Source organism: Aliikangiella aequoris, assembly GCF_053709105.1.
In genome coordinates this window covers 1,170,455-1,184,643 of the sequence record NZ_CM132298.1, presented here as the reverse complement: position 1 = coordinate 1,184,643, position 14,189 = coordinate 1,170,455, and the positions used below count along the sequence as shown (strand labels likewise).

The window sequence follows — 14,189 nt, the reverse complement described above, 5'->3', positions numbered from 1 at the left end:
TTTTGCTTTATTTTTCTGATGCGGCTTTCTTTTCATGGCTCTCATAAATAAGCAATGGTTCAGACTCACCATCAACCACCGCTGCATCTATGGCAATTTTAGTAACGCCCTCCATAGACGGTAGGTCATACATGGTATCTAACAAAACTTTCTCTAAAATCGAGCGTAGTCCGCGAGCCCCTGTTTTTCTTTCCATTGCTTTTTGAGCAATTGCTTTTAAAGCATCATCTCTAAACTCTAAAGTCACGTTTTCCATTTCAAATAGCTTAGAGTATTGCTTGGTCAGAGCGTTTTTAGGCTCACATAAAATTCGTACTAATGACTCTTCATCTAGCTCTTCTAGCGTTGCTACAACCGGTAGCCTGCCGACAAACTCAGGAATTAATCCATATTTCACTAAGTCATCTGGTTCAATTTCTTTAAAGATTTCGCCAATGTTTTTTGACTCATCTTTACTTCGTACTTCTGCCGAAAAGCCAATACCCGAACGTTCAGAGCGGTCTCGTATGATTTTATCCATGCCGGCAAACGCTCCACCGCAAATAAATAAAATACTACTGGTATCAACTTGTAAGAACTCCTGTTGTGGGTGCTTGCGACCACCTTGCGGCGGTACTGAAGCCACAGTGCCTTCAATTAGCTTCAACAATGCCTGCTGAACACCCTCACCCGAAACATCACGGGTAATTGATGGGTTATCCGCTTTACGCGAAATTTTGTCAATTTCATCGATATAGACAATACCATGCTGCGCTTTTTCAACGTCATAATCACATTTTTGCAGCAATTTTTGGATAATATTTTCTACGTCTTCACCAACATAACCGGCTTCTGTTAACGTTGTTGCGTCAGCAATTGTAAATGGAACATCTAATAAACGCGCTAAAGTTTCAGCTAGCAGCGTTTTACCACTCCCTGTTGGACCAACTAGCAAAATGTTACTTTTACTGAGTTCAACGTCATCGGTTTTAACCGACGAATCTGATTGAAGCCTTTTATAGTGGTTATAAACCGCAACAGACAAAACACGTTTAGCGGCGCCTTGCCCAATAACATACTGTTCTAAAATATCATTAATTTCGCGAGGTGTAGGCAGTTTGCCACTGTTATTGTCTTGTGCAACCTCTTGAATTTCTTCACGAATTATATCATTACATAGCTCTACACACTCATCGCAAATAAAGACCGACGGCCCTGCAATTAGCTTTCTAACTTCATGCTGACTTTTTCCACAGAAAGAGCAGTACAAAAGCTTACCGCTATCATCTCTACCGCCCGATTTTCTGTTATCACTCATCTGCTTTCCTTTACCATTATCTTTCAAATACAATTAACGCTAATTTAGTTCGCTGTTAAACGGCAATACTCAACATTAATCCATCGACATTTAATCTTAATCATTGGCAATTAATCGACTACTGCTAAGTATGCGAAAATTTACCAAAATTTCCAGTTTTTAAGTATTTCGTGCGCTAATAACTTTGTCAACTATCCCGTATGCTTCAGCTTGCTCAGCACTCATAAAGTTGTCTCTATCAGTGTCTTTTTCAAGCTCTTTTAGTTTTCTGCCGGTGTGATGGCCTAAAATACGGTTTAAAGTTTCTCTCATTTTAAGTATTTCTTGCGCATGAATTTCAATATCGCTCGCTTGACCTTGATATCCGCCTAAGGGCTGGTGAATCATAATACGTGAATTCGGTAAAGCGAAACGCTTATTTGGAGTACCACCGGCAAGCAAGAAAGCCCCCATACTGCAGGCTTGGCCAATACATAAAGTCGACACGTCAGGTTTAATAAACTGCATAGTATCGTAAATTGCCATCCCAGCAGTGACCGACCCACCAGGCGAATTAATATAAATAGAAATATCTTTATCTGGATTTTCTGACTCTAAAAATAGCATTTGAGCAACAATTAAGTTCGCCATGTGATCTTCTACTTGACCAACAAGAAAAATGACACGTTCTTTTAATAGTCGAGAATAAATATCATAAGAGCGTTCACCTTTAGCGGTCTGCTCTACAACCATAGGCACTAAACCTAATGCTTGTGCTTCACTCATGGAATTCATGTGCATTATTAATCCTTATATTTCAACGAGATGCCGAATATTGCTCGACAAACATACAAAAACCCGGTCTAAAACGACTTGTAGCTAACATATGGGTTAACTATAGCAGTTTCAATACCGGGTTTGTAAATAATAAAATACTTTATTTGTATTTTATTTTAGCTTTCTGTTGCTTCTGTTTCTTCCTTTTCAGGATTCATCACTTCATCGAAGGTCATTGTTTTTTCAGTTACTTTTGCTTTTTCTTGGATAAACTGAATCACGCTGTCTTCAAGTACTAGCTGCTCTACTTCGTTTAATCGATTTTCGTCAGACAAATAATAGTTAATCACGTCTTCTGGTTTTTCGTATACCGAAGCTAGCTCTTCTAACTTAGTCTTAACTTGGTCTTTGTCTGCAGTAATCTTGTTTTGCTTAATTACTTCACCCACTAACAAGCCTAATTTAACACGACGCATAGCCTTGTCTTCAAATAGCTCGCTAGGTAAGTCTGGTAAGTTAGCTCCTTGGCCACCAAACTGCTGCATTGCTTGCTGTTTTAGATTACCAATTTCTTGTTCAATCATAGAACGAGGAATTTCAAATTCATGGCTATCAACTAAAGCATCCATCACTTGCTCTTTTACTTTAGTATTTAATACTTGCGCTAATTCACGCTCCATATTTTTGCGAATATCTGCTTTTAAACTAGCGACTGAACCATCTTCAATACCTAGTTTTTCAGCTAGTTCGCCCATTTTAAGCGCTTCTTTCTTATTTACAGCATTCACTTTGGTAGCAAAAAGCGCTTCTTTTCCTGCAACATCTTTATTTTGGTAGTCTTCTGGGAAAGTCACTTTTACTTCAACTTCGTCACCGGCTTTAGTTCCAACTAATTGGTCTTCAAAACCTGGAATCATTCGGCCTGCGCCAAGCTCTAGATCGAATCCATCAGCTTTACCGCCAGCGAATTCTTCGCCGTCAATGGTTCCTACGAAGTCGATATTAACCTGATCGCCTTCTTTTGATTTGCGTTTTACTTCAACCCAATTGGCTTGCTGCTCACGTAAGGTGTCTATCATTTTGCTTAAGTCTTCATCACCCACTTCGGCAACCACTTTTTCTATTTTAATAGAATCAAGAGCATTAACTTCAATTTCTGGGTAGATGTCGAAAGTCGCGGTAAATTCAAGATCTTTACCTTCTTCCATAGTTACTGGCTCAATTTTTGGCGCGCCAGCGGGTTGTAGCTTTTCTTGCAAGACTGCTTCATAGAAAGAGCGTTGCATCACTTCCGAAACCACTTCTTGACGTACATGCGGTCCAAAACGCTTTTTAATGACGTTCATGGGTATTTTGCCTGGTCTAAAACCGTTTAGTCGTTGAGTTTTCGCTAACTCTTTCATACGTGATACGGCGACATCGTCGACTTTCGCCGCAGGTACACCAATCGTTAATTTACGCTCTAAACCGTTTGTGGTTTCAACAGAAACTTGCATTTGTCTGCTCCAACTGAGATTTTTTATTGAATACTCAAAAAGCACTGACTATTCGATAGCCAATGCATAATAATATAAGGTTGAGTCTAATATACAGGAAAGTTGCGAGAGCGTTAATTGCAGAGTAAATATAATTTATCACTATATCATTCAACATTTGGCTAGCACCAAAGCTCAGGCGACCACCAACTAGCTCAAGCCAGAATTTTCAACAACATGAGTCTAAAATGCTCATTTTATTGATTTTTTACAAAGTGGTGCGAGAGGAGAGACTCGAACTCTCACGCCGCAAGACACTGGAACCTAAATCCAGCGCGTCTACCAATTCCGCCACTCTCGCACTTTGTAAAAGCGGTCATTTTTTATCAAAAATGACTTAATATGGGGTGGACGATGGGGTTTGAACCCACGACCACCGGAATCACAATCCGGGGCTCTACCAACTGAGCTACGCCCACCATTACAAACTCTTTCTTTTAGTGAAGGCAGTATAACTGCTTTTTCACTTGAGGTATAATCCTGTGACACGCATTAATGGCGCGCCCGGCAGGATTCGAACCTGCTACCCTCGGCTTAGAAGGCCGATGCTCTATCCAGATGAGCTACGGGCGCATTGTTCCTCAGGAAACCCCGGCACAACTTCATATAAATGAAACTGCTAATTTGGTCGGGGAAGAGGGATTCGAACCCCCGACATCCTGCACCCAAAGCAGGCGCGCTACCAGACTGCGCTATTCCCCGAACAATCTTATGAGGCTGGCCCCACAAGGAGCGCGCATAATACTGACTAAACTGATTCTCGTCAACAAAGAAAAGTAATTATTTTTAAAAAAAGTTTTACTTGGCAGTGAGTTAAACAATTGCGAAAATGAGCCTAATATTTCTTTTAGTTATTGGATGAATCACCTATGTCAGCGAAATTGATCGACGGCAACAAAATATCAGCAACTTTACGCCAAGAAATAAAGCAAAAAGTCGACCAGCGCAAGCAAAAAGGACTAAGTGCTCCTGGCTTAGCGGTAGTTTTAGTTGGTGATGATTCCGCGTCTCATGTTTATGTAAGCAAAAAAGTGCAGGCTTGCGATACCATAGGGTTTAATTCTAAAAAGCTTGCATTTCCAAGTCATATTGAACAAAACCAGTTGGTCGCTGAAATTGAAGCACTAAACCAAGATGAATCTATCCACGGCATTTTAGTCCAATTACCACTGCCCGCTCATATTGATGCTAGCGTAATTTTAGAAACGATTCGCCCAGACAAAGACGTTGACGGATTTCACCCTTACAATGTTGGCCGCCTGGCGCAGCGGATACCACGTTTAAGACCCTGCACTCCTTACGGAATCATGATTATGTTAGCCAGCTCTGGCATAGATGTAAAAGGCCTTAATTGCGTCGTAGTTGGCGCAAGCAATATTGTAGGCCGCCCCATGGCGATGGAGTTATTACTGGCTGGAGCAACAGTCACGGTATGTCACAAGTTTACCCGTGATTTAGCCGAACAAGTCGGTCGCGCAGACTTAGTGGTGGTAGGCGTTGGTATTCCAAACCTTGTAAAAGGTGACTGGATAAAGCCAGACGCAATCGTCATTGATGTGGGTATTAATCGGCTCGATAACGGCAAATTGACCGGAGATGTTGAGTTTGAGGTTGCTTCACAAAGAGCGAGTTGGATTACGCCGGTACCAGGAGGTGTTGGTCCTATGACGGTGGCTACTTTAATGCAAAACACTTTACTTGCAGCAGAAAGTTTTGATATTGCCAAGCGCTAGGAAAAGTCAAAACTCGGCCGACATAAGTTTCGGCAAAACATAAAAAAAGGCCCACCAAAGTGAGCCTTTTTTATTCATATTTAGCTAATCATGTTTTAAAGCTTAGTTTTGCCAGAAAAGGTCGCCACCATGCTCTTCAATGGTTTCCAAAACTTTCCCGCCACCGCGTGCAACACAGGTTAATGGATCTTGCGCTACTATGACAGGTAGTCCAGTTTCCTCTAAAAAGAGACGATCTAAATCTTTAATTAAAGCACCGCCACCAGTTAACACCATGCCTCTTTCAGAAATATCTGCTGCAAGCTCTGGTGGAGACTGCTCTAATACCGAGCGCACCGCGCGAATCATTCCAGCTAACGGATCTTGCAAAGCTTCGAGTACTTCATTACTGTTAATGGTAAAACTACGTGGAATACCTTCGGCTAAATTACGTCCACGGACATCAATCTCCATGACTTCGTTGCCCGGAAAAGCAGTGCCAATTTCGTGTTTGATTCGTTCAGCAGTCGCTTCACCAATAACAGTACCGTAATTACGTCTAACGTAATCAATGATTGCCTCATCAAACCTGTCACCACCAATTCTAACTGAGTCAGAAGAAACAACACCATTAAGCGATAATATGGCAATTTCTGTAGTGCCGCCGCCAATATCAACCACCATTGAGCCACGCGCCTCTCCGACAGGAAGCCCAGCACCTACCGCTGCAGCCATAGGTTCTTCAATTAAGTAAACATCTCGCGCACCAGCACCATAAGCCGATTCTTTTATGGCACGTCTTTCTACTTGAGTAGAACCGCAAGGTACACAGATTAAAACTCTTGGACTTGGCCGCATAAAAAAGCTTGAGTCGTGAACTTTACGTATAAATTCCTGAAGCATTTTTTCAGTTACTTCAAAGTCTGCAATAACACCGTCTTTAAGTGGACGAATCGCAGTAATATTGCCTGGAGTTCTTCCTAACATGACTTTTGCGTCACGCCCAACCGCCGCAATCGACTTATTTCCGCCGCGCTCGTGACGAATAGCAACAACGGAAGGTTCATTTAACACAATCCCCTGTTCTTTCATATAAATTAAAGTATTTGCCGTACCCAAATCGATAGATAAGTCGGCCGAAAATAGGCCTCTAATTTTGTTAAACATAATGCAGGAATTTCCGCTGTAATTATTTTAAATTCTATACAAGCAATCACTAAAAGCGCGGCTAAAACTAGCCTTAAATGCTACTCGCACAATTAATAAATCACTTACTTAAAAACTGATTATCGCTCACTTAGCTCATAAACAGAAGTGTTTGCATTAAATAATTTATCCTCTATCATAATTTTCCTTAATTTCACCGCTAATAAAAGTGAAACCATGCTAAAAATTGAAAAAGCGCGTCCCCAAGATTCAGCACGCATCGCAATGCTAGCTAAACCTATCTGGCAAGAACATTACACGCCAATTATTGGAGCCAAACAAGTAAACTATATGCTAGAGAAGTTTCAGAGCGAGGAAGCGATCGCCGCGCAAATTAACCAAAACTTTGCCTACTATCTCGTTTCCTATGAAAACCAAGCTGCAGGCTATTTTGCGACTCAAAAGCGAGACGCCCACTTATTTATTAGTAAGTTTTACCTACTGAGCGTCTTTAGAGGGCTTGGATTGGGTAAAAAAATGATGCGCTATGTTGAAAATTTGGCACAACAACAAGACTGTAGCCACTTAGAGTTAACGGTTAATAAGTTTAACCCGGCCTATCAGATATACTTAAAACTTAACTTTGTTGTTAAAGAAGCCATACAAATTGATATTGGTAATGGCTTTATTATGGATGATTACCGAATGTTAAAGTCCTTATAATATCGAAAAAGAATGAAACAAAAGCTATATATGTTTGTTTTTTGGCGAAATTCAAATCTCTCTACTACACTCTAGATCAAGTGCCTCCAAGTTCTGAGAGCCATTTAGAGGAAAAAATATGGAGTTTTTTGCCAAGCAGTCAATTCGACTCAAAATCTTACTTATTCCCTTTGTCGGTGTTTTAGGATTTATGTCTTATCTTTTATTTAGCTTGTCTACAATGAATAACAATTTAGATTTGTTAAAAAATGCTAAAGATGTGCAGTTCCCTTTGCTACAAATATCGGCTGATAGCCTTGTTCAACTTGAAGACATAAAACGAACACTAGGCGACGCGGTCAGTATGAACGAACAGGAAAAGCTAGAAGCAGCTAACCAAGTGTATAGCGACTTGCGTGAAAAGCTTAATAATGCGGCAAGTATCGACAAAACGACTTCTGCAGAAATACGCTCGTTAACGACCCAACTAGATAACTACTATCAAAGAGCCTTTTCTCTGTCTGAAAGTATTGTCAAAGAAACCGCTGATTTTTCTAATATTGCCACCCAAAGTCAGAAAATGACTGACTTACTTAGCAATTTACAAGATGACTTAACTGCCTTTAACCAAGCTAGAAATAACGACTTTGTCGAAGCATTTAACTTAGTTAATGATCAAACCGAAGCTACAGCATCAATCGGGATCACCGTGGGTATCGTCACTATAGTGTTACTGCTGGCGGTTTCTTTACCGATTAGCCATGCGATTAAAAACAGCTTAGATCAAATTATCGACTCCATGCGCCAAATAGCGCAAGAAGACGGAGACTTAACGCTGCGCATAAAGTCACGTAGTAAAGATGAAATAGGACAACTGGTTCACTGGTTTAACACCTTTATTGATAAATTACAGAACACCATTAAACAAACGGTAGAAACCGCCCTTCCTTTAGCTCAAACCGCGACCAAAGTAAGAGAGTTAACCGCACACTCACAAGCAATTTTTGCGCAACAAATAACTAGCAGCGAAATGTCTCGAGTGTCAGTCGACGAAATGAATCAAAGTGTTGAGCGCATCTCAAACAACGCCATTCAAGCATCTGAGTCGGCAAATGATGCCCAACAAGGCGCAAATAAAGGATTAGAAGACGTTCAACAAACCATTGATAGTATTCACTCACTTGCTCAATACATTAGTGATTCAGCAGAAACTGTCACTAAATTAGAGCAAGGTTCAACTAAAGTAAACGTGGTGCTAGAAGTAATTAAGGGTATCGCAGAACAAACAAATTTATTGGCGTTAAACGCTGCGATCGAAGCTGCTAGAGCCGGAGAACAAGGCAGAGGGTTCGCCGTGGTAGCAGATGAAGTTCGTAGTCTGGCATCTAGAACCCAAGAATCAACTGAAGAAATCAACCAAATATTAGAAGAACTCCAATCTTCCGCCAAAGAAGCGGTTTCGAAAATGGAAAGTAGCCGCAGCCAAGTAACTCGTAGTGTAGAACAGGCGAGTGACGCAGGAGAAAGCCTCAAGGTAATTACGGGTACCGTAACGGCGATTAATAAAATGAACGAAGAAATTGCCCACGATACTGCCAACCAAACGAGTATTTCTACCAGGCTAGTTGAATCGGTTATCGACATTCAAGAAAAAACTCAAGAATCGAGTGAAGCCAGTGCTCAGCTGTCCAATGTGAGCGAAGAGTTATCTAAGCTTGCTTCTGTTTTAGAGTCGATTACTACTCAATTTAAAGTATAACAACTTATAATAACGCGTATTTTTAATTTAAACCTAACTAAAACTGATAAAAACCAATGCTTAAAAGGAGCATAACAATGAAAATCCTTAGAAAGTCCATAATATTCTGTATCCTGTGCGTGCCACTAGCGCTTCAGGCTGCTGAAATAAATTTCTCTGGCTTTGCCACTTTAGCAGGTGGTAAATTGTCTGAAGAAATCGAATTTAGAGGCTACGATGACGAAATCGGCTTTGCCTCCAACTCGCTTTTAGCTTTGCAAGCTTCAGCTGACCTAGGCGATGGTTGGGGTGTCACTACCCAACTAATTTCTCGAGGCAGTGAAAACTGGGAAGTTGACTCCGAGTGGGCGTATTTAAGTTATGACGCCAGCGACAATTGGCGATTATTGTTCGGTAGACAAAGGTTGCCTTTATACATCTACTCTGACTTTCTCGACGTTTCCTATGCATACCACTGGATATCTCCCCCAGAAGGTGTTTATAGTTTGCCGTTTGATGTAATTGACGGAATCGGTTCAATTTACTCTAATAGTTTCGGCGGTTTTGATTCTTCTCTACATTTAACCTATGGCCGTACGGAAGGGAACATTGAAGCACTTGACGCAGATACCGTATTCAAAAATGCTGTCAGTGTAGCTTGGACACTAAATAGAGACTGGTTTACATTAAGATTGGGCTATGCGCAAACTGATTTAAGCATTCTCTCCGAAGATTTGAGCAACTTAGCCCAAGCTTGGCGAGATACAGGTCCTTTAGTTGGTCAAGACTTTAGTACTATCGGCGACAACATTGAGTCTATCGACGACAAAGGTACGTTCGCTGGTGTTGGTATTATCATTGACTATAACGACTTTTTGTTCGTTACAGAGTTTACCGACGTTGACCCAGGCAACAACCTTCTCCAAAAACAAGAATCTTTTTACGTGAGCTTTGGTAAACGATGGGGCGATGCGCTATTGCATGTCACTTATGGCGAAGACTTAGATGTAGTTGAAGACGTACTAGGCGCAGCTGCGTCAATACCGCCTCTAGCAGGTTTAGTTGCCGCAACCAATGGAGTAGCAGTTGGATTAGAAGAAGATAGTAAATTCTATACGGTAGGTTTACGTTGGGAACTAAGTGATTCTGTCGCGATGAAAATCGACTACACTGACTACGATGACCTAAACCCAGTTAACAATACAACGTCTATTTTCCAAGTAGCGTTGACTACAGTCTTTTAAGAGGTGACCACAATGAAAATCTTACAGAATTTCCTTATAGTCACCTGTTTACTAGGTGGCGCGCTTTATACAAGCGGTCTATCAGCCGAAGTCGCAGTAATAGTTCATCCATCTAATGCGAATAATTTATCCGCTGATGACATTAAGCGTATATTTTTAGGCAAAATGAAGAAATACCCTAATGGTAGCTCAGTACTGCCGGTAAACCAAGACAGCTCCAGCGCTGCAAGAGACGAGTTTAACGACAAAGTCTTAGGTAAATCTGCTAGCCAGGTAAAAGCGTATTGGTCTAAGTTAGTGTTTAGTGGTAAAGGTAGCCCACCGAAAGAAGCGTCAAACCAAGATGAAGTGATTCAATTGGTTAAAGACAACCAGTCGGTCATTGGCTATGTAGATGCTAGCAAAGTAGATCCTGGGGTAAAAGTTGTCGCAAAGTTTTAAGCTTAGCTTTGTTTAGGTAAAAATAAAAAGCCCGCTTTATGCGGGCTTTTTATTAAATTCAATGGCTATAAGCAAAGCTTAATAAACTAAATTAACTCGCTCACACCCAGGGATATTCTTTAAATTAAAAATTAAGTCATCGGTTGGCTTTACTGAGTATTCTCCAGAGGCGATTAGTTCGGCGTTTACACCTGCCGATTTAACGACTAACCTAACAGGGCATAGCCCACCTTTAAACGCGGCAACCTGAGCGTAAACATCTTCACTGAGCAAACTGTTTTGATCAAGGTCTAAATATACTTCTAGCTGTTTGGATAAGCGCTCTCTAACTTCAATCAGTTCACTAACTTCGACCGCACTCATTTTTAATCCACCAGAAAAATCATCATTAGAAATATCACCTTTGGCAACAATGATTTCATCTTTACGCAAAATATCGCGATTAGCTTCGTAAAGCTCGTTATAAACCATTAGGTCAACTCGGCCACTTTGATCATCTAAAGTGACAATAGCCCAGTTTAAGCCTTTTTTGGTTTTCATCACGCGGATTGCAACAATTAACCCTGCGACAGAAACGTATTCTCCACGGCGCGTAGGTTGAAGGCTATTTAGGCGCGTATCACAAAAATGTTTTAATTCGGTTAAGTAACGATCTATCGGGTGGCCCGTTAAATATAAACCTAAGGTTTCCTTTTCACCCAAAAGTACTTTCGCTTCGGGCCAATCTCTTACCATAGTATACTCAGGCTTTTCATCTAACGATTTATCATCTGCCGACCCAAATAAATCATTTTGTCCCAATAACTGGTTGCGCTTAAATTGCTCTGCACTTTTCACCGCATGCTCTAACGACGCCATTAACACCGCTCGACTTGGCCCTAACGCATCTAGCGCACCAGCTCGAATCAGTGCTTCTAAATTACGTCGGTTGGCTTTTTTAAGATCAATTCTTTTACAAAAATCAAACAGATCTCGATAGGCTCCATCTTTGTTTCTTTCTTCGACTATGGACTGAATAGCTCCTTCGCCAACGCCCTTGATTGCGCCAATTCCGTAAATAATGGTACCTTCACCATCAATTGTAAACTTGTATTGGCCGCGGTTAACATCCGGAGGAACAATTTTTATTCCCATAGATTTAGCATCATCGACATAAGTAACCACTTTGTCGGTATTATCCATATCAGCAGACATAACTGCTGCCATAAATGCCGCTGGGTAATGCGTTTTTAGCCATGCGGTTTGAAACGACACTAAAGCATAAGCTGCAGAGTGAGACTTATTGAAACCATAGCCTGCAAATTTTTCCATTAAATCGAATATATGCCCTGCTAAATCACCATCAACATCTCTTGCAATTGCGCCTTTCATAAAAATTTGACGTTGCTCTTCCATTACTTCGGCTTTTTTCTTACCCATGGCTCGACGTAATAAGTCCGCGCCGCCAAGAGTAAAGTTAGCTAACACTTGCGCTATTTGCATTACTTGTTCTTGGTATAAAATTATGCCGTAGGTTGGCTCAAGAACCGGCTTTAAATCTTCGTGCTGATAATCTGGGTGGGGGTATGCCACCTCTTGGCGGCCATGTTTTCGGTTAATGAAGTCGTCTACCATTCCAGAGCCGAGAGGCCCCGGTCTAAATAATGCCACTAAAGCGATAATATCTTCGAAACTACTCGGCAATAGCTTTTTGATTAACTCTTTCATGCCGCGCGACTCTAACTGGAATACCGCAGTTGTGTTGGCAGATTTGAGCAAGTCAAAAGTTGCGCTATCTTCTAAATCAATGGCTTCTATTCTTAGCGGCTCTTCTTGAGGATCTTTTAACTGCTTGTTAACCATTTCGACAGCCCAGTCAATAATAGTTAAAGTTCTTAAACCAAGAAAATCAAATTTTACTAAACCCGCAGATTCAACATCATCTTTATCAAATTGGGTAACTAAGCCTTCACCTGCTTCGTCACAATACAAAGCGGAAAAGTCGGTTAAATCAGAGGGAGAAATCACCACGCCACCGGCATGCTTGCCGGCATTTCGAGTTATCCCTTCTAATTTTACGCCCATATCCCAAATTGCTTGAAATTCTTCTTCTTCGGCATACCGAGTTCTAATTTCTTCTTCTTCGTCCCATGCTTTTGCTAGGGTCATACCCGGATCAAACGGGATCAGCTTTGAAATTTTATCTACAAACCCATAAGGTTGACTTAAAACTCGGCCCACATCCCGTATCACCGCTTTTGCTGCGAGGCGTCCAAAAGTAATAATCTGCGATACACTATTTCGGCCATATTTGTCAGCCACATAATCAATCACTCTATCACGACCATCCATACAAAAATCAATGTCAAAATCTGGCATTGAAACTCGTTCGGGATTTAAAAATCGCTCAAAAAGTAAATCATATTCTAATGGATCAAGATCAGTAATTTTTAATGCGTAAGCCACTAATGAGCCCGCACCAGAACCACGACCTGGGCCTACTGGTACACCGTTATCTTTTCCCCAACGAATAAAATCAGCAACAATTAAAAAGTAACCGGGAAAACCCATTTGGTTAATAACATTTAGCTCAATCTCTAGTCGCTCGTCATAAGGCTTGCGAATTTCAGCAAAATTCTCGGCACTGGTATCAAATAGAAACTCTAACCGTTCTTCTAAACCTTCGCGGCTTAAAATACAAAAATATTCTTCAATGGTTAAGCCATCTGGTATCGGGTAGTTAGGTAAAAAATATTCTCCTAAGTGCAAATGTAAATTACACCTTTTTGCGATCTCTATGGTGTTTTCAATCGCTTCTGGAATATCACTAAATAATTCAACCATTTCATCGGCTGTTTTTAAATATTGTTCTTGCGAATAAGTTTTAGGACGCCTTGGATCATCCAATACTCTGCCTTGATTAATACAGACTCTAATTTCATGCGCGGCAAAATCTTGTTTTTCTAAAAAGCAAACATCATTAGTTGCGACTACCGGAGTGCCCGAGCCTTGCGCGAAACCCGCAACAGACTGAATATATGCACCTTCTCCTGCTCGCCCAGTTCGCTGCAGTTCTAAGTAATAACGATTATTAAAATGTAAGTTCCAAAACCCTAAATGACTTGCAGCCAGTTCGTGATTATTAGCCAACAAAGCGCGCCCAACGTCACCCTCTTTTCCGCCAGACAGAACTATCAAACCTTCGTTATGCTCAATTAACCAATTTTTTTCTACGATAGGTTTACCGAGTTTTTGATTGGTTTGATAAGCTCTAGAAACGAGCTTCTTGGCATTAAGATAACCTGCATCGTTTTGACACAATATAGTAATTCTAAAAACATCATTTTCATCGGCACTATCATTAACCCATAGGTCAACACCGACAATAGGTTTGACTCCAACGGCAATCGCTTTACGGTAGAACTTAATTAAGCCACAAAAATTAACATTGTCAGTAATGGCGAGTGCAGGCATTGACTCTTTAGCCGCTTTATCAAGCGTTGGGTTAATTCTACAAATACCATCAACCATAGAAAATTCTGTATGCATTCTCAAATGCACAAATGCAGTTTTTTGACTAGGCGAGCTTGGCACAGAATCTAATGCATTATTATCGGTCATTTTAAAAAATTAAACCCT

Annotated in this window: 10 protein-coding genes and 4 tRNA genes; 5 read left to right on the top strand and 9 right to left on the bottom strand. The window is 40.9% G+C overall.

Annotated elements, in window-relative coordinates:
• Window positions 1-7: 7 nt before the first annotated feature.
• The 7 genes from clpX to ACUR5C_RS05210 form a co-directional block, all read right to left on the bottom strand.
• Complete coding sequence (gene clpX / locus ACUR5C_RS05240; protein WP_454467306.1) at window positions 8-1,297, bottom strand: ATP-dependent Clp protease ATP-binding subunit ClpX; 1,290 nt, start codon at window positions 1,295-1,297, stop codon at window positions 8-10.
• 159 nt (window positions 1,298-1,456) lie between these two features.
• Window positions 1,457-2,077: an ATP-dependent Clp endopeptidase proteolytic subunit ClpP gene (gene clpP / locus ACUR5C_RS05235; protein ID WP_454467305.1), complete on the bottom strand. Its 621-nt coding sequence runs from the start codon at window positions 2,075-2,077 to the stop codon at window positions 1,457-1,459.
• Window positions 2,078-2,229: 152 nt separating this feature from the next.
• On the bottom strand, window positions 2,230-3,549 hold the full coding sequence (gene tig, locus ACUR5C_RS05230) for a trigger factor (protein ID WP_454467304.1): 1,320 nt from the start codon (window positions 3,547-3,549) through the stop codon (window positions 2,230-2,232).
• A gap of 255 nt (window positions 3,550-3,804) precedes the next feature.
• Window positions 3,805-3,889: transfer RNA gene (locus ACUR5C_RS05225), tRNA-Leu, on the bottom strand.
• A gap of 42 nt (window positions 3,890-3,931) precedes the next feature.
• Window positions 3,932-4,007: transfer RNA gene (locus ACUR5C_RS05220), tRNA-His, on the bottom strand.
• Window positions 4,008-4,084: 77 nt separating this feature from the next.
• Window positions 4,085-4,161 (bottom strand) — tRNA-Arg (locus ACUR5C_RS05215).
• 52 nt (window positions 4,162-4,213) lie between these two features.
• Window positions 4,214-4,290: transfer RNA gene (locus ACUR5C_RS05210), tRNA-Pro, on the bottom strand.
• Between the two features lie 167 nt (window positions 4,291-4,457).
• Here ACUR5C_RS05210 and folD point away from each other — a divergent pair.
• Entirely contained in the window at window positions 4,458-5,321 is an 864-nt protein-coding gene (gene folD, locus ACUR5C_RS05205; protein ID WP_454467303.1) for a bifunctional methylenetetrahydrofolate dehydrogenase/methenyltetrahydrofolate cyclohydrolase FolD, read from the top strand.
• 102 nt (window positions 5,322-5,423) lie between these two features.
• On the opposite strand, the gene ACUR5C_RS05200 is transcribed toward folD, so the two are convergent.
• Window positions 5,424-6,467, bottom strand: coding sequence for a rod shape-determining protein (locus tag ACUR5C_RS05200; RefSeq protein WP_454467302.1), 1,044 nt, complete (start codon window positions 6,465-6,467; stop codon window positions 5,424-5,426).
• Window positions 6,468-6,683: 216 nt separating this feature from the next.
• Here ACUR5C_RS05200 and ACUR5C_RS05195 point away from each other — a divergent pair, with 216 nt between their 5' ends.
• From ACUR5C_RS05195 to ACUR5C_RS05180, 4 genes are all read left to right on the top strand, one after another.
• On the top strand, window positions 6,684-7,169 hold the full coding sequence (locus tag ACUR5C_RS05195) for a GNAT family N-acetyltransferase (protein WP_454467301.1): 486 nt from the start codon (window positions 6,684-6,686) through the stop codon (window positions 7,167-7,169).
• Between the two features lie 118 nt (window positions 7,170-7,287).
• Entirely contained in the window at window positions 7,288-8,907 is a 1,620-nt protein-coding gene (locus ACUR5C_RS05190) for a methyl-accepting chemotaxis protein (protein WP_454467300.1), read from the top strand.
• A 77-nt stretch (window positions 8,908-8,984) separates the two neighbouring features.
• Window positions 8,985-10,130, top strand: a complete 1,146-nt coding sequence (locus ACUR5C_RS05185) for a porin (RefSeq protein ID WP_454467298.1) — start codon at window positions 8,985-8,987, stop codon at window positions 10,128-10,130.
• A gap of 12 nt (window positions 10,131-10,142) precedes the next feature.
• On the top strand, window positions 10,143-10,571 hold the full coding sequence (locus ACUR5C_RS05180) for a type 2 periplasmic-binding domain-containing protein (protein WP_454467297.1): 429 nt from the start codon (window positions 10,143-10,145) through the stop codon (window positions 10,569-10,571).
• Window positions 10,572-10,649: 78 nt separating this feature from the next.
• Here ACUR5C_RS05180 and dnaE read toward each other — a convergent pair whose 3' ends face one another.
• Window positions 10,650-14,171: a DNA polymerase III subunit alpha gene (dnaE, locus tag ACUR5C_RS05175; protein ID WP_454467296.1), complete on the bottom strand. Its 3,522-nt coding sequence runs from the start codon at window positions 14,169-14,171 to the stop codon at window positions 10,650-10,652.
• Window positions 14,172-14,189 lie beyond the last annotated feature (18 nt).